The sequence below is a fragment of the Mycobacterium sp. NS-7484 genome (assembly GCF_001953975.1).
GTDB lineage: Bacteria > Actinomycetota > Actinomycetes > Mycobacteriales > Mycobacteriaceae > Mycobacterium.
Genome location: NZ_MBEJ01000028.1, coordinates 1 through 22,905, shown reverse-complemented (window position 1 = coordinate 22,905; position 22,905 = coordinate 1). Strand labels below are relative to the sequence as shown.

Annotated in this window: 23 protein-coding genes; 13 read left to right on the top strand and 10 right to left on the bottom strand. The window is 67.4% G+C overall.

Annotated elements, in window-relative coordinates:
* Positions 1–71: 71 nt before the first annotated feature.
* The gene (locus A5733_RS06180) at positions 72–773 is read right to left on the bottom strand and encodes an IclR family transcriptional regulator (RefSeq protein ID WP_067773307.1); all 702 of its coding nucleotides are present in this window, start codon (positions 771–773) and stop codon (positions 72–74) included.
* A gap of 118 nt (positions 774–891) precedes the next feature.
* On the opposite strand from A5733_RS06180, the gene leuC reads away from it, so the two are divergent.
* From leuC to A5733_RS06165, 3 genes are all read left to right on the top strand, one after another.
* On the top strand, positions 892–2,346 hold the full coding sequence (gene leuC / locus A5733_RS06175) for a 3-isopropylmalate dehydratase large subunit (RefSeq protein WP_076239484.1): 1,455 nt from the start codon (positions 892–894) through the stop codon (positions 2,344–2,346).
* 13 nt (positions 2,347–2,359) lie between these two features.
* Positions 2,360–2,953, top strand: a complete 594-nt coding sequence (gene leuD, locus A5733_RS06170; protein WP_067773311.1) for a 3-isopropylmalate dehydratase small subunit — start codon at positions 2,360–2,362, stop codon at positions 2,951–2,953.
* 215 nt (positions 2,954–3,168) lie between these two features.
* Complete coding sequence (locus A5733_RS06165; RefSeq protein ID WP_067773313.1) at positions 3,169–3,756, top strand: HU family DNA-binding protein; 588 nt, start codon at positions 3,169–3,171, stop codon at positions 3,754–3,756.
* Between the two features lie 74 nt (positions 3,757–3,830).
* On the opposite strand, the gene A5733_RS06160 is transcribed toward A5733_RS06165, so the two are convergent.
* Genes A5733_RS06160 through cofC form a run of 3 tightly spaced genes read right to left on the bottom strand, consistent with a single transcriptional unit; the run spans position 3,831 to position 7,780 of the window.
* Positions 3,831–4,847: an NUDIX domain-containing protein gene (locus tag A5733_RS06160; protein ID WP_369830912.1), complete on the bottom strand. Its 1,017-nt coding sequence runs from the start codon at positions 4,845–4,847 to the stop codon at positions 3,831–3,833.
* Positions 4,848–4,879: 32 nt separating this feature from the next.
* Positions 4,880–7,087, bottom strand: coding sequence for an RNA degradosome polyphosphate kinase (locus tag A5733_RS06155; RefSeq protein WP_076239483.1), 2,208 nt, complete (start codon positions 7,085–7,087; stop codon positions 4,880–4,882).
* A 27-nt stretch (positions 7,088–7,114) separates the two neighbouring features.
* Positions 7,115–7,780 (bottom strand): 2-phospho-L-lactate guanylyltransferase, encoded by a 666-nt coding sequence (cofC, locus tag A5733_RS06150; RefSeq protein ID WP_067773316.1) that lies wholly within the window; start codon positions 7,778–7,780, stop codon positions 7,115–7,117.
* Positions 7,781–7,862: 82 nt separating this feature from the next.
* Here cofC and A5733_RS06145 point away from each other — a divergent pair, with 82 nt between their 5' ends.
* The 3 genes from A5733_RS06145 to A5733_RS06135 all read left to right on the top strand — a co-directional run bounded on the left by A5733_RS06145 (position 7,863) and on the right by A5733_RS06135 (position 11,146).
* Positions 7,863–8,843 (top strand): NAD(P)H-dependent glycerol-3-phosphate dehydrogenase, encoded by a 981-nt coding sequence (locus A5733_RS06145; RefSeq protein WP_076239482.1) that lies wholly within the window; start codon positions 7,863–7,865, stop codon positions 8,841–8,843.
* A 13-nt stretch (positions 8,844–8,856) separates the two neighbouring features.
* A complete protein-coding gene (locus A5733_RS06140) occupies positions 8,857–9,963 on the top strand; it encodes a cystathionine gamma-lyase (RefSeq protein WP_076239481.1) in 1,107 nt (368 codons plus the stop codon).
* Between the two features lie 61 nt (positions 9,964–10,024).
* Complete coding sequence (locus A5733_RS06135) at positions 10,025–11,146, top strand: D-alanine--D-alanine ligase family protein (RefSeq protein WP_067773322.1); 1,122 nt, start codon at positions 10,025–10,027, stop codon at positions 11,144–11,146.
* A gap of 4 nt (positions 11,147–11,150) precedes the next feature.
* On the opposite strand, the gene A5733_RS06130 is transcribed toward A5733_RS06135, so the two are convergent.
* Both A5733_RS06130 and A5733_RS06125 read right to left on the bottom strand, forming a co-directional pair.
* Positions 11,151–11,729: a DUF3515 domain-containing protein gene (locus tag A5733_RS06130; RefSeq protein WP_076239480.1), complete on the bottom strand. Its 579-nt coding sequence runs from the start codon at positions 11,727–11,729 to the stop codon at positions 11,151–11,153.
* Between the two features lie 10 nt (positions 11,730–11,739).
* On the bottom strand, positions 11,740–11,982 hold the full coding sequence (locus tag A5733_RS06125) for an Lrp/AsnC ligand binding domain-containing protein (RefSeq protein WP_067773328.1): 243 nt from the start codon (positions 11,980–11,982) through the stop codon (positions 11,740–11,742).
* Positions 11,983–12,090: 108 nt separating this feature from the next.
* Between A5733_RS06125 and A5733_RS06120 the strand changes: the two genes are divergently transcribed.
* Entirely contained in the window at positions 12,091–13,062 is a 972-nt protein-coding gene (locus A5733_RS06120) for a thiamine-phosphate kinase (RefSeq protein WP_076239479.1), read from the top strand.
* Between the two features lie 84 nt (positions 13,063–13,146).
* Positions 13,147–13,854, top strand: coding sequence for a uracil-DNA glycosylase (locus A5733_RS06115; protein WP_076239478.1), 708 nt, complete (start codon positions 13,147–13,149; stop codon positions 13,852–13,854).
* A gap of 6 nt (positions 13,855–13,860) precedes the next feature.
* Here A5733_RS06115 and A5733_RS27435 read toward each other — a convergent pair whose 3' ends face one another.
* Positions 13,861–14,022, bottom strand: coding sequence for a hypothetical protein (locus A5733_RS27435; RefSeq protein WP_158070588.1), 162 nt, complete (start codon positions 14,020–14,022; stop codon positions 13,861–13,863).
* 150 nt (positions 14,023–14,172) lie between these two features.
* Entirely contained in the window at positions 14,173–14,367 is a 195-nt protein-coding gene (gene rpmB, locus A5733_RS06105; RefSeq protein WP_003881125.1) for a 50S ribosomal protein L28, read from the bottom strand.
* Positions 14,368–14,626: 259 nt separating this feature from the next.
* Between rpmB and A5733_RS06100 the strand changes: the two genes are divergently transcribed.
* Genes A5733_RS06100 through A5733_RS06090 form a run of 3 tightly spaced genes read left to right on the top strand, consistent with a single transcriptional unit; the run spans position 14,627 to position 19,220 of the window.
* Positions 14,627–16,267, top strand: a complete 1,641-nt coding sequence (locus A5733_RS06100) for a DAK2 domain-containing protein (RefSeq protein ID WP_076239476.1) — start codon at positions 14,627–14,629, stop codon at positions 16,265–16,267.
* Positions 16,267–18,516, top strand: coding sequence for an ATP-dependent DNA helicase RecG (recG, locus tag A5733_RS06095; RefSeq protein WP_076239475.1), 2,250 nt, complete (start codon positions 16,267–16,269; stop codon positions 18,514–18,516). Before A5733_RS06100 ends, recG begins: the two co-directional genes overlap by 1 nt.
* Positions 18,513–19,220, top strand: coding sequence for an HNH endonuclease family protein (locus A5733_RS06090; RefSeq protein ID WP_076239474.1), 708 nt, complete (start codon positions 18,513–18,515; stop codon positions 19,218–19,220). Before recG ends, A5733_RS06090 begins: the two co-directional genes overlap by 4 nt.
* Positions 19,221–19,231: 11 nt before the next feature.
* On the opposite strand, the gene A5733_RS06085 is transcribed toward A5733_RS06090, so the two are convergent.
* Together A5733_RS06085 and A5733_RS06080 are read right to left on the bottom strand one after the other, a co-directional pair.
* The gene (locus tag A5733_RS06085; RefSeq protein WP_076239473.1) at positions 19,232–20,074 is read right to left on the bottom strand and encodes an aldo/keto reductase; all 843 of its coding nucleotides are present in this window, start codon (positions 20,072–20,074) and stop codon (positions 19,232–19,234) included.
* 5 nt (positions 20,075–20,079) lie between these two features.
* Positions 20,080–20,907, bottom strand: a complete 828-nt coding sequence (locus A5733_RS06080; RefSeq protein WP_076239472.1) for an aldo/keto reductase — start codon at positions 20,905–20,907, stop codon at positions 20,080–20,082.
* 13 nt (positions 20,908–20,920) lie between these two features.
* Here A5733_RS06080 and A5733_RS06075 point away from each other — a divergent pair, with 13 nt between their 5' ends.
* Positions 20,921–22,057 carry an alpha/beta hydrolase gene (locus A5733_RS06075; protein WP_083666022.1) on the top strand — a complete coding sequence of 379 codons (1,137 nt, stop codon included), beginning with the start codon at positions 20,921–20,923 and terminating at the stop codon, positions 22,055–22,057.
* 27 nt (positions 22,058–22,084) lie between these two features.
* A partial coding sequence (locus tag A5733_RS06070) for a DsbA family protein (protein WP_142253827.1) occupies positions 22,085–22,905 on the top strand: 821 nt, incomplete at its 3' end.

The following is a 22,905-nucleotide window of genomic DNA, read 5'->3' as shown; positions in this document are numbered from 1 at the left end:
TGACGCTCGGCGGGTTGGGCGTCGAACCGGGCTCGGCGCGCCGATGCGTCAGCGGTGAACTGAGATTCGCCTCACAGTCGACGGGTGAGGGCGTCGGCGGCGGCGAGCAGATCGGCGGCCCAACGGGCCCCGGGGCGACGGCCCATGCGGTCGATCGGCCCAGACACCGACACCGCGGCGATCACGGCGCCACGGCCGTCCCGCACCGCCGCCGAGACGCTGGCCACGCCTGGCTCACGTTCGGCGGCACTCTGAGCCCAGCCGCGCTTGCGGACCTCTGCCAGCGCGCGATCGGTGAATTTGGCGGCCGGCAGCACCGCCTGCTGGGTGGCCGGGTCGGCGTAGGCAAGTAGCACTTTGGCTCCCGAGCCCGCCGTCATCGGCAGATGGGTGCCCACCGGCACGGTGTCGCGCAGCCCGGCCGGGGGTTCCAGTGCGACCACGCATACCCGTGATTGGCCCTCACGCCGGTACAACTGCACGCTCTCGCCGGTGATCTCACGCAGCCGGGGCAGCACCGCGGCCCCGGCGGCCAGCAGCGGATCGTTGACGTGCGAGGCCAATTCGGTCAGTGCCGGGCCGAGGCGCCAGCGGCCGTCGCCGTCGCGGGCCAGCAGCCGGTGGGTTTCGAGTCCCGCGGCCAGCCGGTGCGCGGTCGCTCGGGGGAGTCCGGTCCGCTCGCAGAGTTCGGCCAGCCCGCAAGGTGACTCGGCCACGGTGTGCAGCACACCCACCGCTTTGTCGAGAACGCCGATGCCGCTATCATTTCTCACAGAGAGATACTAACGTCTCGCATTGTGAGATGACAGGCGAGATGACGACAGTACCGCCCAGCCCTGGCGGACTCTTGATGCCAGCCCGCATTGCCGTTAATCGAATCGAGAAGTAGCGATGGACCAACCGACACAGACATCCGTAAAGCCTCGCACCCTGGCCGAAAAGGTTTGGGACGACCACGTCGTGGTGCGCGGCGAGGGGGAGGGCGCGGCCAAAGAGCCCGACCTGATCTACATCGACCTGCATCTCGTGCACGAGGTCACCAGCCCCCAGGCCTTCGATGGTCTGCGGTTGGCCGGCCGCCCGGTGCGACGGCCGGATCTGACGATCGCCACCGAGGACCACAACGTCCCCACGGTCGACATCGACAAGCCGATCGCCGATCCGGTGTCACGCACGCAGGTCGAGACATTGCGCCGCAACTGCGAGGAATTCGGTATCCGCCTGCATCCGATGGGTGATGTCGAACAGGGCATCGTTCACATCATCGGGCCCCAACTCGGCCTGACCCAGCCGGGGATGACGGTGGTGTGTGGGGACAGCCACACCTCGACTCACGGTGCGTTCGGCGCCATCGCGATGGGCATCGGTACCTCCGAGGTCGAACATGTGATGGCCACACAGACGCTGCCGCTCAAGCCGTTCAAGACCATGGCGGTCAACGTCGACGGCGTGCTGCCGCCCGGGGTGAGCGCCAAGGACATCATCTTGGCGGTGATCGCAAAGATCGGCACCGGCGGTGGGCAGGGGCATGTCATCGAATACCGGGGCAGCGCCATCGAAGCGCTGTCCATGGAAGGTCGGATGACGATCTGCAACATGAGCATCGAGGCCGGGGCGCGGGCCGGCATGGTCGCCCCTGACGAGACCACCTTCGAGTTCCTCAAGGGTCGCCCACACGCTCCCACGGGCGCTGATTGGGATGCCGCCGTGGCCGCGTGGAGCCAGTTGCGTACTGACGAGGGCGCCGAATTCGACACCGAGGTCTATCTGGATGCCGCCGCCCTGAGCCCCTTTGTGACCTGGGGTACCAATCCGGGTCAGGGCGTGCCGCTGTCCGCATCGGTTCCCGATCCGGAGTTGATGGGCGACGACGGAGAGCGGCAGGCGGCGGAGAAGGCTTTGGCCTACATGGATCTGCGCCCCGGGATGGCGATGCGGGACATCACCGTGGACACCGTGTTCGTCGGGTCCTGCACCAACGGCCGCATCGAGGATCTGCGGGTGGTGGCCGAGGTTCTGCGTGACCGCAAGGTGGCCGACGGGGTGCGGATGCTGGTCGTGCCGGGCTCCATGCGGGTTCGGGCCCAGGCCGAATCGGAAGGCCTCGACGCGATATTCACCGCCGCCGGTGCGGAATGGCGTCAGGCCGGCTGCTCGATGTGTCTTGGGATGAACCCGGACCAGCTGTCTCCGGAGCAGCGCTGTGCCTCGACGTCCAACCGGAATTTCGAAGGCCGACAGGGCAAGGGCGGCCGGACCCACCTGGTCTCCCCGGCTGTCGCCGCTGCCACCGCCGTCCGCGGAAAACTGGCCTCGCCTGCCGATCTGCCCGCCGCGGCCCGCTGAGAGGAACCCAAGAATGGAAGCGTTTAGCACTCACACCGGCATCGGCGTCCCGCTGCGGCGGTCGAACGTCGACACCGACCAGATCATCCCGGCCGTCTATTTGAAGCGGGTCACCCGAACAGGTTTCGAGGACGGATTGTTCGCCGCCTGGCGTTCAGATCCGTCGTTCATTCTGAATCTGCCGCCATTCGACAAAGGCTCCGTGTTGGTCGCCGGCCCCGATTTCGGTACCGGATCATCGCGCGAACATGCCGTCTGGGCGCTCATGGACTATGGCTTCCGGGTGGTTATCTCATCCCGTTTCGCCGACATTTTCCGCGGCAACGCCGGCAAGGCCGGGCTATTGGCGGCCGAAGTCGCCCAAGACGATGTCGAGCTCTTGTGGAAGCTCATCGAGCAGAATCCGGGGCTGGAAATCACTGTGAATCTTCAAGATCGCAATGTTGTCGCCGGAACGGTTGTGGTGCCGTTCAGAATTGACGATTACACGGCCTGGAGACTGCTCGAGGGGCTCGACGATATAGGCCTTACGCTGCGGAAACTCTCCTCCATCGAGGATTACGAGAAGCGCCGGCCGGCCTGGAAGCCGCGTACTCTGCCGGCCTGATTTTCGGGCCCGTAGGGGTGCTTCGGCACCCGAATTCGCCGCCTGCCTAACCGGTTCTGGACCCTCCCGGGGGGAGTCGGTGTGGGGCAAGCGGATTGCCGGATTGTTCGCTAGCTACGCCTGAAATTGCGCGTGGCTCTTGGAAATCAGTGGTCACAGGGTTTACCGTGTCCTCTAGTCGGTCCAAGGAGGACCACTGGTTTCGGAGGTTTTGGATGAACAAAGCGGAGCTCATCGACGTACTCACAACCAAACTGGGCACCGATCGTCGGCAGGCTACCGCCGCGGTGGAGAACGTTGTGGACACCATCGTCCGCGCGGTGCACAAGGGCGACAGCGTCACGATCACCGGCTTCGGTGTTTTCGAGCAGCGTCGCCGTGCTGCCCGGGTGGCGCGTAACCCGCGTACCGGCGAGACGGTGAAGGTCAAGCCCACCTCGGTGCCGGCATTCCGGCCGGGCGCACAGTTCAAGGCGGTTGTTTCTGGGGCACAGCGCCTCCCGGCCGACGGCCCGGCCGTCAAGCGCGGGGTCACGGCAGGCCCGGCCAAGCGCACTGCCGCCAAGAAGACCGCCGCCAAGAAGGCACCCGCGAAGAAGGCTGCGACCAAGGCACCGGCGAAGAAGGCCGCGACCAAGGCGCCGGCCAAGAAGGCTGCGACCAAGGCGCCGGCGAAGAAGGCTGCGACCAAGGCGCCGGCCAAGAAGGCTGCGACCAAGGCGCCGGCCAAGAAGGCCGCGACCAAGGCACCGGCCAAGAAGACGGCTGCCAAGAAGGCACCGGCCAAGAAGGGCCGCAAGTAATTTCCGGCAAAGGCACGTCGTGAGCCCAAGATCAGCTCACGACGTGCCTTTCTCCGTGTCTGAGCCCGGTGCGGCTAGGTCCGATGCGGTTTCGACAGCGGACTGCACATGTGGTCGGCCGCGATGAGCCGGCCGCCTGCCAACGACAGAACCCAGCTGCTCCCTTTGCGATTTCCGGTCGTGGTGGGCCGGACCCCCTCGCGTTCGCACCACCAGGAGATCAGCCCCGGGATCACCTTGCCCTGTGAGCAGATCACCGGTGTGCCTGCGCGGGCAGCGATATCGAGCAGACGGCTCCGTGCCGCCTTGTGGTCGTGCGCGTAGCCCTCTTCCGACAGGGCCGGCTCATTGTGAATGTCCACGCCGAGTTCTTGGGCCAACGGCGTAATCGTCTGATGACAGCGCAGACGGTCCGCGGCGTACAACGTCGTCGCACCGAACGCGAGCAACTGGCCGACCAGTGACTCGGCCTGGGCACGCCCCTTCTTGTCCAGCGGCCGCTTACGGTCGTCACCCTTGAATCGGGACCTCCGGCCGGCGGACCCGTGTCGTACCACGATCACGGTCTTGGTATCCGGCGGGTATTTCGCGAAGCGGCGCAACACTTTTCGATCGTGTTCGTAATGAAGCTCGGTGGCCGCCGCGTCGATCGGCAGCCAGACCAGCTTGTCCACCTCGTCGTTGGGCGTGAACTCGCCGGCCGTCGCGCGGGCGGCCCAGTACCAGACTCGCTTCTTGCCTTCGGGCACATCGTAGGAGATCGAACCGAGGCGTCGGCCCAAAACCGCGTGATGGCCGGTTTCTTCGTTGACTTCGCGGACCGCGGTCACCGGTTCGATCTCACCGGGATCCAGCTTGCCTTTGGGAAACGACCAATCGTCGTAGCGTGGACGGTGAACCAGCGCGACCTCGATGTCGCCGCCGGCGGAGCCGGCAAAACTGGCACCGCCGGCGGAGCCGGCAAAACTGGCACCGCCGGACGGACTCGTCACGTCGGTACGTGGCCGCCAGAGGACCGCACCGGCCGCCGACACGGTCGGAACCGACTTGTCCGCTGTCGTCTTGTCGTTCGACACCCTCAACTCCTGCAGGTCGTGCACCGGTACCCCGTACCAGACCCGGGTCAGGGTTGCCGGCGGCGTTCCATCAGCGATACCTGGTGATCGCGTACGGTCTGTCCTTCCTGTGGCAGCGCGGTCCAATGGCCGTCCGCCTGCAACTCCCAGCACCGGGTGGCCGGGTCCATGGCGGACTCGAACACCGCGTTGAGTTGGCCGGTCAGTCGCGGATCTTTGACCTGAGCCATCACCTCGACCCGGCGGTCGAGATTACGATGCATCATGTCGGCACTGCCGATCCAGAACTCGTTGATGGCGCGGAAGTGAATTATCCGCGAGTGCTCGAGGAACCGCCCGAGGATCGAGCGCACCGTGATGTTGTCCGAATACCCGGCTACGCCTGGCCTCAAGGCACAGATGCCGCGCACCACGATCTCGATCGGGATCCCGGCCTGCGATGCCCGGTACAGCGCGTCGATGACCTGTTCGTCGACCAGTGCGTTGGCCTTTAACCGAATTCCGCTCGTGGCTCCCTCGTGATGGGCGGCGATCTCGCGATCGATGCGCTCGATGATGCCCTTGCGGACCCCACGCGGAGCCACCAGCAGATTGCGGTAGGAGTCCTTGCGTGAGTATCCGGTCAGGGAATTGAACAGATCGGTGAGATCGGCGCCGATGTCGGGATCGGCGGTGAGCAGGCCGACGTCTTCATACAGCCGCGCGGTTTTCGGGTTGTAGTTGCCGGTACCGATGTGGCAGTAACGACGGATCGTCGACCCCTCCCGCCGCACCACCAGGCAGGTCTTGCAGTGGGTCTTGAGTCCGATCAATCCGTAGACCACATGGACACCGGCCTGTTCGAGTGCGCGGGCCCATTTGATGTTGGCCTGTTCATCGAAGCGTGCCTTGATCTCCACGAGGGCGACCACCTGTTTGCCTGCCTCGGCCGCGTCGATCAGCGCGTTGACGATGGGGGAGTCACCGGAGGTGCGGTACAGCGTCTGCTTGATGGCCAGCACGCTGGGGTCGGCCGCGGCCTGCTCGATGAAACGCTGCACCGTCGTCGAAAACGAGTCATAGGGATGGTGCACCAACACATCCCCGTCGCGCAGCGTCGAGAAAATACTCTTGGGTGTCTCCCGCTCGCCGAAAGCCGGTGGGGTAGCAGGGACGAAGGGGCGATCCTTGAGCGTCGGCCGGTCCACGTCGTAGATCTGCCACAGCGCCGACAGGTCCAGCAGGCCGGGCACTTCGATGACATCGCCGGGGGCTACGTCGAGTTCGCGCAGCAACAGCTCAAGCATGCTCTCGGTCATGTCGTCGGACACTTCCAATCGGACCGGTGAGCCGAAGCGCCTGCGCGCCAGTTCACGTTCGAGGGCCTGCAGCAGGTCCTCGTCGCGATCTTCTTCGACCTCGAAGTCGGCATTGCGGGTGATCCGGAACGCGTGATGTTCGACGATTTCCAGCCCGGGGAACAGCACCGGCAGGAACGCCGCGATAAGCTCCTCCATGGGCAGGAACCGCAGCACTGTGGATCCGTCGGCCGGCGGGCTCAATTGCACGAAACGGCCGACATTGTCGGGCACCTTGATCCTGGCGAAGTGCTGCCCGCCGTCCTCGGGATGCTTGACGGTGATGGCCAGATTGAGGCTCAGCCCACTGACGAACGGGAACGGGTGGGCCGGGTCGACCGCCAGCGGGGTGAGCACCGGGAACACCTGTTCGTGAAAGTACTTCGAGAGTTTCGCGCGCTCAGCCTCGTCGAGCTGGGCCCAGTTGACGATGACGATGCCCTCTTCGGCCAACGCCGGGCGCACCGAACTGAGGAACACCTTGGCGTGGCGGTTGGCGATCTGCTGGGTGCGTTCGTTGATGCGGCGCAACTGCTCCCGCGGCGAGAGGCCGTCGGCCGAGCGCACCGACAGCCCCATCTCGTCGCGCCGTTTGAGACCGGCCACCCGGACCATGTAGAACTCGTCGAGATTGGATGCGAAGATCGCCAAGAACTTCGCCCGCTCCAACAGCGGGAGCGACGGATCGGCGGCCAGGGCCAGCACCCGGGCGTTGAAGTCCAGCCAGCTCAGTTCGCGGTTGAGGTAGCGGTCCTCGGGCAGCGCATTGTCCACCGCCGGTGAGGTCGCCGCCGGCGGGGCTTCAGGAGTCGACGACTCGACCGGCGGCCCCGATGCGGCTGCGGCGACGTCCCGTTTGCCGTCGGCTGGCCTGGTTCCGGGTTCGGCTTCGGTGGCTTCGCTCACCCATCCGATCATTCCTTATCGCGCGGGTCCGCGGCTACCTCAGCGGTGGTGCCTGCCGAGCGTGCGTGCGGTTGCCGGGCCGACGCCGAGGCGGCGCGCGGTCTGAAGATCGTCGGGTGTGTCGATGTCGCAGCGCAGACCGGGCCAGGCGCCGGTCAATTCGATTGCACCGGAGTGTCGATGGCGCGCAGCAGAATCGGACCCGAAATGTGGGGCCAGCGCCGTGCCGAAGGCGAACAGCGCCGACGTGCCCGTCCCGTGCCGGTCGCCGACGAAGCTGCGCCGGTGGCCGCGGGCCAGTGCCAGTGCCTCGGCCAGCTCCTGGGGCTGCAGGGCCGGCAGATCGCCCTGAAGAACAACGATATTCGGTGCGGTGGCGCGTAATTCGGTTTCAGCCGTGCTGATGGCGTTGTTGAGCGGGTCGCGATGGTCGGCCGGTGTCGGATCCACCAGCACCGCTGCCCCCAACTCCCGTGCAGCATCCGCGGCGGTGTCGTCCGGGGTTACGACGGTCACCGGGGCGATGACCGACGCGGCGGTGATCGTGTCGACGAGCATGGCCAGCACGACGGCTTCGCGGGTGGCCGCAGAGAAGATGGGCGCCAGCCGCGTCTTGGCAGCCGACAGCCGCTTCACCGCGATCACCAGGGCGACGTCGGTGGCCTGCGTTGCTGCCGCGGCGGTGTCGCTTCGGAAGCCGCTCATGGGTTCATCCTGCCAGCCCGGCTGGTGACGGCGAGTGGCACCGGAGCCGGGATAGGGTGAACGGGTGGTAGAGGCTGCGGTTATGGGTGCGGGTGCGTGGGGGACGGCGCTGGCCAAGGTCCTGGCGGACGCCGGTAATCCGGTGACGATGTGGGCCCGACGCCCCGAGGTTGCCGACGAGATCAATTCCGACCATCGCAACAGTCGTTACCTCGGCGACGTGGTGCTGCCGGCCTCGATCAAAGCCACCAGTGATCCGGCCGAGGCGTTGGCCGGCGCGTGCACGGTGCTGCTGGGTGTTCCGGCGCAACAGTTGCGGGCGAACCTGGAGGGCTGGAAGCACCTGATCGATGACGACGTCACCTTGGTGAGCCTGGCCAAGGGCATCGAGCTCGGCTCGCTGATGCGGATGAGCCAGGTCATCGTCCAGGTCACCGGAGTCGACCCGTCCCGGGTCGCGGTGGTGACCGGTCCCAACCTGGCCAGCGAGATCGCCGAGGAGCAGCCGGCGGCCACCGTTGTCGCCTGCAGCGACTCCGGCCGCGCGGTGGCTCTGCAGCGGGCGTTGACCACCGGATACTTCCGGCCCTATACCAACGCCGACGTGGTCGGCGCCGAGGTGGGCGGTGCCTGCAAGAACGTCATCGCCCTGGCCTGCGGCATGGCGGTGGGAGTCGGGTTGGGGGAGAACACCGTTGCCGCCATCATCACCCGCGGCCTGGCCGAGGTGATGCGGTTGGGTATCGCCCTCGGTGCCACCCCGGCCACGCTGGCCGGATTGGCCGGCGTCGGGGATCTGGTCGCCACATGCACCTCCGGCCATTCCCGTAACCGCACCTTCGGTGAGCGACTGGGCAAGGGCGGCACCATGGAATCGGCCTTGGTGGCCGCCGGCGGGCACGTGGCCGAAGGTGTCGCCTCATGCGAGTCGGTGCTGGCGCTGGCTTCCAGTTGCGGCGTCGAGATGCCGTTGACCGACGCGGTTCATCGGGTGTGCCACAAGGGATTGTCGGTGCACGAAGCAGTCGCGTTGCTGTTGGGTCGCAGCACGAAACCGGAGTAGGTGAGGCGCAGCTATGGACGGCTGGTACGGAGATTCCACGCGTAGCGTCAAAGCCGTTGGCGTGGAATCGATCCCCGGACAACCGGTGGCACCGATCCCGGTACCGGCGTCGGCGTACCATCTCTCGCCCGATGAGACCGAGCCGCTGGACAGCTACGGCCGCAGCTCGAATCCGTCTTGGCGTCAGCTCGAAGCGGCGCTGGCCGAACTGGAAGGCGCGGTAGGCGCACTGACATTCGGCTCCGGGATGGCCGCGATCACGTCGACACTTCGGGTGCTGGCCACACCCGGCACCACCCTCGTCGTCCCTGCCGACGGTTACTATCAGGTCCGCCGCTATGCCGCCGAATACCTTTCCCCACAAGGGGTTACGGTGATCGAGGCGCATACGCACGATATCTGCGAAGCGGCCGCGGGTGCCGACGTGGTGCTGGCCGAGACGCCGGTCAACCCGGGACTCGACGTCGTCGATCTGCACCGCCTGGCGATGATCTGCCGTGGCAACGGCGCCACTCTCGTCGTCGACAACACCACTGCCACACCGCTGGGGCAGCAGCCGCTGGCCCTCGGTGCCGACCTCGTGGTGGCCAGCGCCACCAAAGCGCTGTCGGGGCACAGCGATCTGGTTGCCGGCTATGTCGCGGGTAGCCAACGAGAACTGATGGCCGCCGTGGAACGCGAGCGGTTGCTGTCCGGATCGATCCTGGGTGCATTCGAGGCCTGGCTGGTGTTGCGCAGCCTCGGCAGCGCCGGGCTGCGGTTCGAGCGGCAGTGCCAGAACGCGGTCGCCTTGGCGATGATGCTGCGTGACCATCCCGCGGTGCGCTCGGTGCGCTACCCCGGATTGCCCGACGATCCGGCACACGAGCTGGCCGCCGCGCAGATGAGACGGTTCGGCGGCTTGGTGTCCATCGAGTTGTCCGACGCCGCCGCCGTGCACGCCCTGGTGGAGCGCAGCGCGCTGCTGATCGCGTCGACCAGCTTCGGCGGGATACACACTTCGGTCGACCGCCGGGCCCGCTGGGGCGACCCGGTACCGGCCGGGTTCGCCCGCATCTCGGCGGGAATAGAGGACACCGAAGACCTCCTCGCCGACGTCGACCGCGCACTGCGGGGCTGAAACACCAGGTCGGGATGTGCCGGAAGGGACCGACCGCCCGGGACGGTAGCCTCTCTAGGTTGTGAGCGCCCGCAATCAGACCGGATCCCGCACCCGCGTCGCCGTCGTCTACGGCGGGCGTAGCTCTGAGCACGCCATCTCATGTGTGTCGGCGGGCAGCATCCTGCGCAACCTCGATCCGGAACGGTTCGAGGTGGTGGCGGTGGGAATCACTCCTGGCGGTTCCTGGATGTTGACCGACGGCAGGCCCGATACGCTCGCGATCACCGACGGGCAGCTGCCCGAGGTCACCGAGACATCCGGTACCGAGCTCGCGTTGCCGGCCGCGCCGAACCGCAGCGGTCAGATGCTGGCGCTGGGCAACGGCCCCGGCGAGCTGCTCGCCGCCGTCGACGTGGTGTTCCCGGTGCTGCACGGACCGTACGGCGAGGATGGCACCATCCAGGGCCTGCTGGAGCTGGCCGGGATTCCGTACGTCGGCTCCGGCGTGCTGTCGAGCGCCGCCGGGATGGACAAGGAGTTCACGAAAAAGCTGCTGGCCGCCGAGGGGCTGCCGATCGGCGACTTCGTGGTGTTGCGGCCCAGGGACGTGACGGTCGACCTCGAAGACCGCGCACGTCTCGGCCTGCCGGTGTTCGTCAAACCCGCCCGGGGTGGATCTTCGATCGGCGTCAGCCGGGTCACCGCGTGGGACGAGCTGCCCGCCGCGATCGAGCTGGCGCGTCGTCACGATCCGAAGGTCATCGTCGAGGCCGCAGTGCCGGGCCGCGAGCTGGAATGCGGTGTGCTCGAGTTCCCCGACGGCAGCGTGGAAGCCAGCACCGTGGGCGAGATCCGGGTGGCCGGCGTGCGGGGCCGCGAAGATGGTTTCTACGATTTCGCCACGAAATACCTTGTCGATGCGGCCGAGCTGGATGTCCCCGCCAAGGTCGACGACGACATCGCCGAGGAGGTCCGCCGGCTGGCCGTGCGTGCCTTCACCGCAATCGACTGCCAAGGACTGGCCCGCGTCGACTTCTTCCTCACCGACGACGGCCCGGTGATCAACGAGATCAACACGATGCCAGGCTTCACCACGATCTCGATGTTCCCGCGGATGTGGGCCGCCAGCGGCGTCGACTATCCGACGCTGCTGACCGCGATGGTCGATACCGCCCTGGCCCGGGGTACCGGCCTGCGCTGACGGATCACCCAGCCGGGGCCGGCGCAGGTTCCTGGGCAGCCATCGTGCGCGCGATCTGACCGGAGATCTGCTGAATAGGTGTCGGTCCCGAACCGGCCGGCAACGTCAGGGCGACATACACCGGGCGGTCCACTGCATACCAGGTGCTGCGGCTCTGATCGTCGGCCTCGCCGCCGGGACTCCCGATGCCGGACTCTCCCACCCGGAACCACTGGATCTCGTCGACGACCTGGAGTGGAGCGCCCACGACAAAGTCCGACGGCCGTTCCAGACCGCAGCGCAGCACGACCGGTTCGGTGTCCGGCTCCGCGCGCCAGGCCGCGGTGCCCGGCGGTGTCGGCTCGACGGTCGGCGCCCGGCGAAAATCGCCGAGCTGCTCGGGAAGCGCACCGATCAGGTCGTGACATTGCTGGCTGTCGGCCTGGGGGGCGGGCACCGACGGAATCGCGACCGGTTGTTGTTCGGGGGAGCGTTGCCGTGACGCCGCGATACCCAGCACGGTGATCAGCACCGACACCGCCACCACCACCGCAGCGATCAGTAGGGCACGGGGTGGGCCATCGGTGGAGGGCGAGTCGGTCACACCACCAACTCTATGGCCGGCCGCCGCCCGCGATCGGGCAGGTCAAGGTCCGGGTGATCCCGGAGACCTGCTGCACCGCGGGCACCACATCGGACTGCAGGGCTGACAGGGTGTCCGCGCTGATGCGCAAGACCACGTCGTAGGGCCCCGTCACATACTCTGCGGAGACCACACCGGGCAGCGCAGCGAGTTGCTTGGCGACGACCTCGGCGCGGCCCACCTCGGTCTGGATCAGCACGTAAGCCTCCACCACCGGCTGTCTCCTCCGTCTCGCTGCATAAACTGCTGGCCGCAGGCACCAAACGTACCGCAGGTCCGGTCCGGGCTCGCCGGATGCGGCACCCGACCGGCAGGAGACGAGATGACAGGCGATGTGCACGGTCCGGACACGGGCGACACCCTGGCGACCGCCGGCGAATTCGTCGTCATCGACCGGCTCGTGGCCGGACGCACACAATCTTCGGCCGTCATGCTCGGGCCGGGCGACGATGCCGCGGTGGTGACGACGACGGATGGGCGGACAGTGGTGTCCACCGACATGTTGGTGCAGGACCGCCACTTTCGCCTCGACTGGTCCTCGCCGCACGACATCGGCCGCAAGGCGATCGCGCAGAACGCCGCTGACATCGAAGCGATGGGCGCTGCGGCCACCGCCTTCGTGGTGGCATTCGGCGCACCGGCGGACACCTCGGTGACCGCCGCAGCCGAAGTGGCTGACGGGCTTTGGGACGAGGCGCGGTTGGTGGGCGCCAGCATCGCCGGCGGCGACCTGGTTCGCGCGCCGCTGTGGGTGATATCGGTCACCGTGCTCGGTGATCTGAGTGGCCGCGAGCCGGTGCGGCGCAGCGGCGCCCGCCCCGGCGACACCGTGGCGATCGCCGGCGAATTGGGCCGCTCGGCCGCCGGATTCGCGGTCCTGCGCAACGACATCGACGGGTTCGCGGAACTGCGACAGCGACATCGGACCCCACAGCCGCCCTACGGCCAAGGTGGGGTTGCCGCGGCGGCAGGTGCCTCGGCGATGACCGACGTCTCCGATGGTCTGCTCGCCGATCTCGGCCACATCGCAACGGCTTCGGGGGTCGGGATCGACGTGGATCGCGATGCGCTGGACGACGACCGGGCGGCCGTTGCCGCGGCTGCGGCGCAGGCAGGTGAAGACCCGTGGGAATGGGTGCTGGGCGGTGGCGAGGACCATGCGCTGGTGGCGACGTTCCCGGGCGCGGTGCCGCCTGGCTGGCGGGTCATCGGTCGGGTGCTGGACGGCCCAGGGGTGGTACTCGTCGACGGCGCCGCGTGGGCGGGAAGCCGTGGATGGCAATCGTTTGACTGACCCGGACCGCTAAGTTGGTTTCCTGTGACTGCGGACGCGAGGAGCAATTTGGCGGCGGTGGACGCGAGGAGCAATGCGGCGGGTGTGGACGCGAGGAGCAATGCAACAGCGGGTGCCCGTCCGTTGAACGAACTCGTCGAGGCGGGATGGGCCCACGCGCTCGAGCCGGTGAGTGCGCATGTCGCGCAGATGGGGGAGTTCCTGCGGGAAGAGTTGGCCGCCGGTCGACGTTATCTGCCTGCAGGCCAGAATGTTTTGCGCGCCTTCACATTTCCGTTCGATCAGGTGCGTGTGCTGATCGTCGGTCAGGATCCCTACCCGACTCCGGGACACGCCGTCGGCCTGAGTTTCTCGGTGGCTGCCGATGTCCGTCCGCTGCCACGCAGTCTGTCGAACATCTTCAAGGAGTACACCGACGATCTGGCCTACCCGCTGCCGACCAACGGTGACTTGACCCCGTGGTCGCAGCGCGGCGTCCTGTTGCTCAACAGGGTCCTCACGGTCTCTCCGGGCACGCCGGCCTCACATCGTGGCAAGGGCTGGGAGGCCGTCACCGAGTGTGCGATCCGGGCTCTGGTGGCCCGCAAGCAGCCGATGGTCGCGATCCTGTGGGGACGCGATGCCTCGACGCTCAAACCGATGCTGGCCGAAGGTGACTGCGTGACAATCGAATCGCCGCACCCGTCGCCGTTGTCGGCCTCGCGGGGTTTCTTCGGGTCACGCCCGTTCAGCCGTGCCAATGAGCTGCTGCAGCAGTTGGGCGCCGATCCGATCGACTGGCGCTTGCCCTGAGTGCGGTCAGGGCAGCGGCGGCGGAGACGGGATCGAAGGCGAGGGGATTCCCGGTGAGGGGATCTCGATGGTCACGTCACCGTCGCCTTCGGAGGGAGTCTCCGAGGTCGTGGAGATCTCCACCGTCGAATCGTCATCGCTGCCGCTGCCTCCGCACGCGGTCAGCATGGCGCCGACGGCGAGGGCAGCCGCGAAGACACCGAGCGACGATTGTGATGCACGACATGGAAACATGCCGACGGCAGATACCCGGCCTACCGCTCGGGTAAACAAAGAGAGTCCGCGCACCTGATCAGATGCGCGGACTGGTACGCGACGTCAGCCGCGGGAGACCTTGCCGGCCTTGATGCAGGAGGTGCAGGCGTTCACGCGCTGCTTGTTGCCACCCGGACGCGCCACGGCACGGACCGACTGGATGTTCGGATCCCAGCGCCGGCTGGTCCGCCGATGCGAGTGCGACACCGACTTGCCGAAGCCGGGCGCCTTTCCGCAGATATCGCACACGGCAGCCATATCAACAACTCCTCGAAATCAGTTCTTGGGGGTCTGGGCTTGCTCGCCGCAAACCGACGCGGCTCGACCCGACAACCTGATCAGAATACCGGGAGGGCCAACGAACGCCAAAACGGCTCGTGAACACCGCTTCAGGTTGTCCACAGCCGGCGATGCTGTGATCGGGTTTGTCGTTGCCACTGGATAGGCTGGCGCCGACGGCGGTGCCCGGGTCGCGCACTGAGAGGCACCGCAATTCTGAAGGGGATTGGGAGGTCGGATGTCGGCTCGGCGGCTGGACGCCTCCGCTCTGCGGTCGTGGGCCCATGCTGCCGTCGACGACCTGATCACTCACACCGACGAGATCAACCGGCTCAACGTGTTCCCGGTGGCCGATGCCGATACCGGGACGAACATGCTGTTCACCATGCGATCGGCGTGGGCGCATGTGGCGGCCGAGCCGACCGGGGGCGACATCGTGGCAGTGGCCAGCGCCCTGGCCGCCGGGGCGCTGCAGGGTGCACGCGGCAACTCCGGGGTGATCCTGTCGCAGATTCTGCTGGGCCTGGCCGAGGTCATCACCGCGGTGGCCGCCCAACGCCACGGGGATCTCTCCGAGATCGACAGCGCGCTGTTCGGAGCGGCGCTGCGGCACGCCGCCACCCTGGCCGTCACGTCGATGGGTGATCCCGTGCCGGGCACGATCGTCTCGGTCCTGCAGGCCGCCGCCGAGGCCGCGGAACATTGCGCGGCCGAAGGTGGCGACGTGGCCGATACTGCGGCAGCCGCGGGCGAGGCCGCGTCGGTTGCCCTGGAACGTACGCCCGAGCAACTCGATGTCCTGGCCAAGGCGGGTGTCGTCGATTCCGGGGGCCGGGGCCTGCTCGTCCTGCTCGACGCGATGACCGCCACGCTGGCCGGGCACGCGCCGCACCGCCCGGTCTACGCCCCGGCCTCGCCACAGGCCGCGCGCGCGGCCGCCGATCTTGCCGCCACCGGGGCGCCGCCGCAGTTCGAGGTCATGTACCTGCTGAGCGGTTGCCGGGCCCGGGCCGTCGAAGGGTTGCGCGCCGTGTTGGACGAGATGGGAGAGTCGGTGGCGATCGCGGCCTCCGACCGGGATCACTACTCGGTCCACGTCCACGTCGACGACGCCGGGGCGGCGGTCGAGGCGGGCCTGGCGGTGGGATCGCTGAGCCGCATTCAGATCACCGCGTTGACTGCCGGCCCCGGTGTCCGGCCGGCCGGTGGGTGGGCGCGAGAGCGCGCGGTGTTGGCCGCCGTCGACGGTGACGGTGGTGTCGATCTGTTCGCCGGCGAGGGCGCGCACGTGCTGCGGCCCGAGCGTGGCGAGCCGATCACCGCCCAGCAGTTGTTGCGTGCCCTGATCGATGTGGGGGCGGCCCAGGTCATGGTGCTGCCCAACGGATATGTCGCCGCCGAGGAACTGGTGGCCGGATGCACGGCCGCGATCGGATGGGGCATCGACGTGGTCCCGGTGCCTGCCGGCTCGATGGTGCAGGGCTTGGCCGCCCTGGCCGTCCACGACGAGGGCAGACAAGCGGTCGACGACGGCTACACGATGGCGCGTGCCGCGGCGGGCGCGCGCCACGGTGCGGTGCGGATCGCCACCGAAGACGCCCTGACCTGGGCCGGAGCCTGCAAACCCGGTGACGGTCTCGGTATCACCGGCGACGAGGTGCTCATCGTCGGACCTGACATCACCGCGGCGGCGGCCGGGTTGATCGACCTCATGATGGTGGCCGGGGGAGAGCTGATCACGGTGTTGACCGGTGAGGGCGTTGACGGCGCCGTCGGGGAAGCTCTGCAGGCCCACGTACACCGCGCCCACCTCGGAGCCGAGCTGGTGACATACCACACCGGCCACCGTGGCGACGCGCTGCTGATCGGGGTGGAGTGATGGCCACCCTCGCCGACCGGCTGGACCTGGTGATCGGGGGGCGCTCGGCCAAGCCGCTCGAGGAACACTTCGGCATCGTCACGGTCAACGACCTGCTGCGGCACTACCCCCGGAAATACAGCGACGGCATGTCGATTCGCGGTGAAGGCGAGGCCCTCGATCTGGAAGAGGGCGAGCACGTCACGTTCATCGAGGTGGTCACCGAAACGAAGACCGGTGAGATGAAGCCGGGCTTCAGCAAGAAGACGGGCAAGCCGATCACCCGGAAGTGGCTGCGAGTCACCCTCGGTGAGCACCGGCCCGCCGTGACGGCGACGTTCTTCAACGCGGGGTGGATGGCGGACAAACTGTCGACCGGCACGCGGCTCATGCTTTCCGGCGAGGTCAAGTACTTCCGCAAGGCCCTTCAACTGGATCATCCGGCATTTCTGGTCCTGAATGCGCCGTCGGGCAAGCAGATCGGCACCAAATCGCTCAAGACCATTGCCTCGGCTTCTGGGGCCTCCGGCGAGGACATGCTGGCCGAGTTCGAGCGCGACTTCTTCCCCATCTATCCGGCCTCGGCCAAGGTGCAGAGCTGGGACATCTACGCGTGCGTGCGGCAGGTCCTCGACGTTCTCGACCCGGTTTCCGATCCGCTACCGGAAGCCTTTGTGCGCCAACACGGTCTGCTGTCCGAGGATGAGGCGCTGCGGGCAATTCACCTGGCCGACAACGCGACTCAACGCGAGCGCGCCGCCGAACGGTTGACCTATGACGAGGCCATCGGGCTGCAGTGGGGGTTGGTGGCGCGGCGTTACGGTGAGTTCAGTGAATCCGGGCCCGCCGCAGGACGCTCCGACCACGGGCTGGCCGCCGCGATGCGCAGCCGGCTGCCGTTCGAGTTGACCGCCGGGCAATCCGAAGTGCTGGAGGTGATCTCGGACGAGTTGGGCTCGACGCGTCCGATGAACCGGATGCTGCAGGGCGAGGTGGGGTCCGGCAAGACCATCGTGTCGGTGCTGGCGATGCTGCAGATGGTCGACGCGGGTTACCAGTGCGCATTGTTGGCGCCCACCGAAGTGCTTGCCGCCCAACATGCCCGCTCGATACGGGACGTGTTGGGGCCACTGGCGATGGCCGGTCAGCTCGGCGGTGCGGAGACGGCCACTGGGGTGACACTGCTGACCGGTGCGATGACTGCGCCGCAGAAGCGCGCCGTGCGCAGCGACGTGGCATCCGGCCGGGCCGGCATCGTCGTCGGCACCCACGCGTTGCTGCAGGAGGCGGTGGAGTTCCACAACTTGGGGATGGTGGTCGTCGACGAGCAGCACCGGTTCGGGGTGGAGCAGCGGGATACGTTGCGCGCCAAGGCGCGGGATGGTCTGACGCCGCATCTGCTCGTGATGACGGCCACGCCGATCCCGCGGACCGTCGCGCTCACCGTGTACGGCGATCTGGAGACCTCGACGCTGCGCGAGCTGCCCCGGGGTCGCCAACCCATCACCACCAACACCATTTTCGTCTCGCAGAAGCCGGCCTGGCTGGACCGGGCCTGGGCCCGGATCCGCGAAGAGGTGGCCGCGGGACGGCAGGCCTATGTGGTCGCCTCGCGTATCGACGAATCGGACAAGCCCGGCGACAAGGGTGAAGACCGCGGTGGCCCGCCGCCGATCACCGTGGTTGATCTCTTCGACAGGCTGAGCGCGGGCCCGCTGTCGGGTTTACGGCTCGGCCTGATGCACGGCCGGCTGCCCGGTGACGAGAAGGACGCGGTGATGGGCGCCTTCCGGGCCGGCGAGATCGATGTGCTGGTGTGCACCACGGTCATCGAGGTCGGCGTCGACGTGCCCAACTCCACCATGATGGTGGTGATGGATGCCGACCGATTCGGTATCAGTCAGCTTCATCAGCTGCGTGGTCGCATCGGCCGCGGACAGCATCCGAGCCTGTGCCTGTTGGCCACCCGTCTGCCCGAGGCCTCCAAGGCCGGTGCACGGATCAAGGCCGTCGCCGCGACGCTGGACGGCTTCGCGCTGGCCGACCTGGACCTCGACGAGCGGCGCGAGGGAGATGTGTTGGGTCTCAACCAGTCCGGACGCACCATCAACTTGCGCTTCCTGTCGCTGCGGGATCATCTCGAGGTGATCCAGGAGGCCCGGTCGTTCTGTGAGCAGCGGTATGCGCAGAGCCAACACGACCCTGGGATGGACCTGCTGGCAGCACAGTTCGTGGACACCGACCGCGTCGAGTACCTGGAAAAGGCATGAGCCGCCGCCGGTTGTTGTGGTTGGCAGCGGCCGTCGTCCTCGCGGTGGTGGTCGCCGTCCAGGTGAGCTGGTCGACGCAACACTCCGACCGGTTCGTCGCGGGGGCGCAAGCGCCCAGCATCGCGGCCGGCGTCGACCTGCTGGCCGGGGTGCCCGAGATCCCAGCGCGGGTGCGCGGCAACGACTACCGCCGTGCGGCTTTCGGTGACGCCTGGGATGACGACAACAGCGCGCCCGGCGGTCACAACGGCTGCGACACCCGCAACGACATCCTCAACCGTGACCTCGTCGACAAGACGTTCGTGGCGATCAAGCGGTGTCCGGTCGCCGTGGCAACCGGAACCCTGCACGATCCCTATACGAACGCGGTCGTGTCGTTCCTGCGCGGCAACCAGACCGGTGCCGCGGTACAGATCGACCACATCGTGCCGTTGGCGCTGGCCTGGGATCTCGGCGCCCGGAACTGGCCCGATGATCTGCGGCTGCGGTTCGCCAACGATCCGGCCAATCTGCTCGCAGTCGCCGGTAAACCCAACCAGGACAAGGGCGATCAGGAGCCCGCCCGTTGGATGCCGCCCAACCGCGCATTCTGGTGTCAGTACGCGGTGCAGTTCGTCGAGGTGCTGCGCGGGTATGCGCTACCGGTCGACGCGGCGTCGGCGGCGGTGCTGCGCGAAGCGGCGGGCACCTGTCCGACGGGGTAGTGACGGCGGATCTATCCCGCGAACGTCGCCGGATCGGGACGGAACCGGGTGCCGTCATCGAGACCGTTGAGGCTGTCCATCTGCTCGTCGGTCAACTCGAAGCCGAACACGTCGAAATTGGCGGAGATCCGCTCCGGCTTGGTCGACCGGAAGATCACCGAGTTGCCCAGCTGGATGCTCCACCGGATCAGCACCTGGGCCGGGGTCTTGTCGTGGGCATCGGCGATCGCGGTGACGGCCGGGTTGTCCAGCAGGGCACCGACCCCGAGCGGGCTGTAGGCCTGCGTGGTGATGCCGTACTGGGCGTTGCCCGCCCGCCAGGCGCTTTGATTGAGCAACGGATGCAGTTCGATCTGGTTGACCGCGGGCGTCACGAACGTCAGTTCCACGATCGTGGACAGGTTCTCGGGGCTGAAGTTGGCCACGCCGGTGGAGCGGGCCAGGCCCTCCTGCTTGAGCGCCATCAGCCCGCCCCAGCTGTCGACGTACTTGCCGGTGTCCGTGCCCGGCCAATGGATCAGGTACAGATCCACGTAGTCCAGGCCGAGCCGCTCCAGGCTGGCCTTGCCGGCGTCCTGGGAGGACTGGAATCCGTAATCGGGGATGGCCAGTTTGGTGGTGACGTAGATGTCCTCGCGCGGGATGCCCGACGCCGTGATGGCTCGGCCGACACCGGCCTCGTTGCCGTAGGCGGCCGCGGTGTCGATCAACCGGTGGCCGGCCTCAAGAGCGGCGGACACCGCCGCTTCTGCCTCGGAATCCGAGAGTCCGCCGACGCCCAGGCCCACGACAGGGATCGTGCGGTCGTCGTTGAGCGTGACGGTGGGGATCGCAGCCCCGTCCGAGGATGTCATGTCACCTATCCTGTGAAGTTGAAGGTTCGTGGATCGGGTCCCAGGCGTGTGCCTGTGTCCAACGAGGCGATGGCCGACATGTTCGCTTCGGTCAGATCGAAATCGAACACATCGAAATTGCTCACGATCCGCTCTGGGTTCACCGACTTGGGGATGACGATATTACCCAGCTGGATATGCCACCTAATCAGTACCTGGGCCGGGGTTTTTCCGTGTTCTTCGGCAACCCCGGTGACGACCGGATCGGTGAGCAGCGATCCCTGCCCCAGCGGGCTCCAGGCCTCGGTGGCGATGCCGAGCTTCGCGTGGACTTCGCGAAGGGCGTGTTGGGGCAGCAGCGGATGCAGCTCGACCTGATTGACCGCCGGAACGATGCCGGTCGAGTCGATGAGGACGTCGAGATGCTCGGGTTCGAAGTTGCTCACCCCGATGGACCGGACCCGGCCCTGGTCGTGCAGGTGGGCAAAGGCTTTGAAGGTGTCGACGTAGGCGCCGTTGGCGGGCACCGGCCAGTGGATGAGGTAGAGGTCCAGATAATCCACGCCGAGCCGGTCGAGGCTTGCGTCGAAGGCGGCCAGCGCGGCGTCATATCCCTGGTCGCTGTTCCACAGCTTGGTCACCAGGAACACGTCCTCACGGGGGATCCCGGAGTTGCGTATGCCCGCACCGACCTCGGCTTCATTGCGGTAGGCGGCAGCAGTATCGATATGGCGATAGCCGGCCTGCAGCGCCGCGGTCACCGCGCGTTCGGTGTCTTCGGCAGGGGTCTGCCATACCCCCAACCCGACTTGCGGTATCGAATTACCGTCGTTGAGCGTGACACGAGGATTCACAGAGGGAGCAGCCATGACTGAAAGTCTGCCAGGCGGGCAGGCGCTGGTGGGGCACGACGGCCACCAGCAGCAGCGAGCCACACAGCGGCTGCTCGAGCGGGCCACCAAATTGTCCCTCGCTGCGATCCCGCGGATCTCCGATCCGCGCAAGCGTCTGCTCCTGGGTGGGCGCAGCGTGACCGTCGACGGCAACACGCTGGACACCACTCTGCAGTTCACGCTCGCACTGCAGCACGCCTCCGGGACGGGTGAGCTGGTCGCAGACCACAGCCCCGAGACCGGGGTTGCGGTGTCGCGCGCCGCATTACGGGCCACCGCGGCCATGATGAGTCCCCGCATCGATGCCGACGTCACCGACATTTCGATCCCCGGGCCGGCCGGACCGATGAAGGCGCGACGGTACGTCCCGGACGGCTCCGGCGCGTCGACGACGCCGGCGATGCTCCTCTATTTCCACGGCGGTGGATTTGTCATCGGTGATCTCGACACCCACGACAGCCTGTGCCGGTTGATCTGCCGCGACGGCGGCATCCAGGTGGTCTCGGTGGACTACCGGCTCGCGCCCGAGCACAAGGCGCCGGCCGCCCTCGACGACGCCTACGCCGCCTACCGCTGGGCGCTGGACCACGCCGCGGGCCTGGGTGCCACGCAGATCGTCGTCGGCGGTGACAGTGCCGGCGGCAACCTGGCTGCCTTGGTGGCCCTGCAAGCCCGCGACTCGGAGCTGCCGCTGCCTGCCCTGCAGCTGCTGCTCTACCCGGTCACCGACTGGTCCAGCGACACGCGGTCCAAGACGTTGTTCGCCGACGGTTACTTCCTGACCGATCGTGATATGCGCTGGTTCGCCGGGCACTACCTCGACGGCGCGGAGGTGGCGGCCTCGGATCCTCTGGTATCACCGCTGCTCAGCGAAGACCTCTCCGGCTTGCCGCCCGCTCTCGTGATCACCGCGGGCTTCGATCCGCTACGTGACGAGGGGAACCGGTACGCCGAGGCGATGCAGGCGGCCGGTGTGGTGGTGGATCTCCGGGAAGAACGGTCGATGATCCACGCGTTCGCCAACTTCTTCCCGCTCGGCGGCGGCAGTGTCACCGCCACGAGCGCCATGATCTCAGCGGTGCGGGCACATCTCAGCCACGCCGAAAGCTGACCTGGCCTCGCCGGTACGCTGGTCGGCGTGGCCAAACCGAAGAAGACCGCGAAGTACGACCTCAAGGCGGCTGACCGCAAGCGCAACCTGTGGGTTCAGATCGGGCTGACAGCCGTGGTGGTGCTGTTCGCGGTCGGTCTCGTGCTCTACATCGTGATGACGGGCCACAAGCGCCCGGCGTCGGGTGAGGCCCGGGCGGTGCACGTGGCCGCACCGAACGTGATCACCGAAGAAGGAACGTCTGACCCCAAGGTGACGATCAGTCTCTACGAGGACTTCCTGTGCCCGGCCTGCGGCCATCTGGAGCAGCTCTTCGGTCCGACCATCAACAAGCTGATCGACACCGGGGCCGTCGCCGTCGACTACCACATGGTGGCGATCCTCGACAAGGCCGGTAACGGCTACTCGTCGCGCGCCGGTGGTGCGGCCTACTGCATCGCCGACGAGTCCGTCGACGCGTTCCGCCGCTTCCACTCCGCGCTCTACACGCCTGGAATCCAGCCGGAGGAGGGCAGCGGTATCTACCCGGACAACGCCCGGATCATCGAGCTCGCCCGTCAGGCCGGTGCCGGCGGCGACGTGCCCGATTGCATCACCAAGGGCCGCTACGTCGAGATGGTGCAGGGCATGGCCGCGGCCACCGGTATCAATTCGACCCCGACCGTTCAGATCAACGGTGAGGAATACCAGCCCACCACTCCTGACGCGCTGATCGCGAAGGTCCGGGAGATCGTCGGCGACCTGCCGGAGCTGAAGGGCCCCGCGCCCGCCCCGGCGCCACCCGCACCCCCCCCGCCCCCGGCGGCACCCGCCCCCGCCCCGGGTTCCCCGCGCCGGCCCCCCCCGTG

Excerpts from the sequence above, each read along its gene's own strand:
- A5733_RS06090 (WP_076239474.1), top strand. The coding sequence starts at position 18,513 with ATGAGCCGCCGCCGGTTGTTGTGGTTGGCAGCGGCCGTCGTCCTCGCG.
- A5733_RS27435 (WP_158070588.1), bottom strand. The coding sequence starts at position 14,022 with ATGCTGACCGCGTGCGGAGGCAGCGGCAGCGATGACGATTCGACGGTG.
- recG (WP_076239475.1), top strand. The coding sequence starts at position 16,267 with ATGGCCACCCTCGCCGACCGGCTGGACCTGGTGATCGGGGGGCGCTCG.
- cofC (WP_067773316.1), bottom strand. The coding sequence starts at position 7,780 with ATGAGCGGCTTCCGAAGCGACACCGCCGCGGCAGCAACGCAGGCCACC.
- A5733_RS06145 (WP_076239482.1), top strand. The coding sequence starts at position 7,863 with ATGGGTGCGGGTGCGTGGGGGACGGCGCTGGCCAAGGTCCTGGCGGAC.
- rpmB (WP_003881125.1), bottom strand. The coding sequence starts at position 14,367 with ATGGCTGCCGTGTGCGATATCTGCGGAAAGGCGCCCGGCTTCGGCAAG.
- A5733_RS06100 (WP_076239476.1), top strand. The coding sequence starts at position 14,627 with ATGTCGGCTCGGCGGCTGGACGCCTCCGCTCTGCGGTCGTGGGCCCAT.
- A5733_RS06075 (WP_083666022.1), top strand. The coding sequence starts at position 20,921 with ATGACTGAAAGTCTGCCAGGCGGGCAGGCGCTGGTGGGGCACGACGGC.
- A5733_RS06155 (WP_076239483.1), bottom strand. The coding sequence starts at position 7,087 with ATGATCGGATGGGTGAGCGAAGCCACCGAAGCCGAACCCGGAACCAGG.
- leuC (WP_076239484.1), top strand. The coding sequence starts at position 892 with ATGGACCAACCGACACAGACATCCGTAAAGCCTCGCACCCTGGCCGAA.
- A5733_RS06085 (WP_076239473.1), bottom strand. The coding sequence starts at position 20,074 with ATGACATCCTCGGACGGGGCTGCGATCCCCACCGTCACGCTCAACGAC.
- A5733_RS06140 (WP_076239481.1), top strand. The coding sequence starts at position 8,857 with ATGGACGGCTGGTACGGAGATTCCACGCGTAGCGTCAAAGCCGTTGGC.
- A5733_RS06165 (WP_067773313.1), top strand. The coding sequence starts at position 3,169 with ATGAACAAAGCGGAGCTCATCGACGTACTCACAACCAAACTGGGCACC.
- A5733_RS06120 (WP_076239479.1), top strand. The coding sequence starts at position 12,091 with ATGACAGGCGATGTGCACGGTCCGGACACGGGCGACACCCTGGCGACC.
- leuD (WP_067773311.1), top strand. The coding sequence starts at position 2,360 with ATGGAAGCGTTTAGCACTCACACCGGCATCGGCGTCCCGCTGCGGCGG.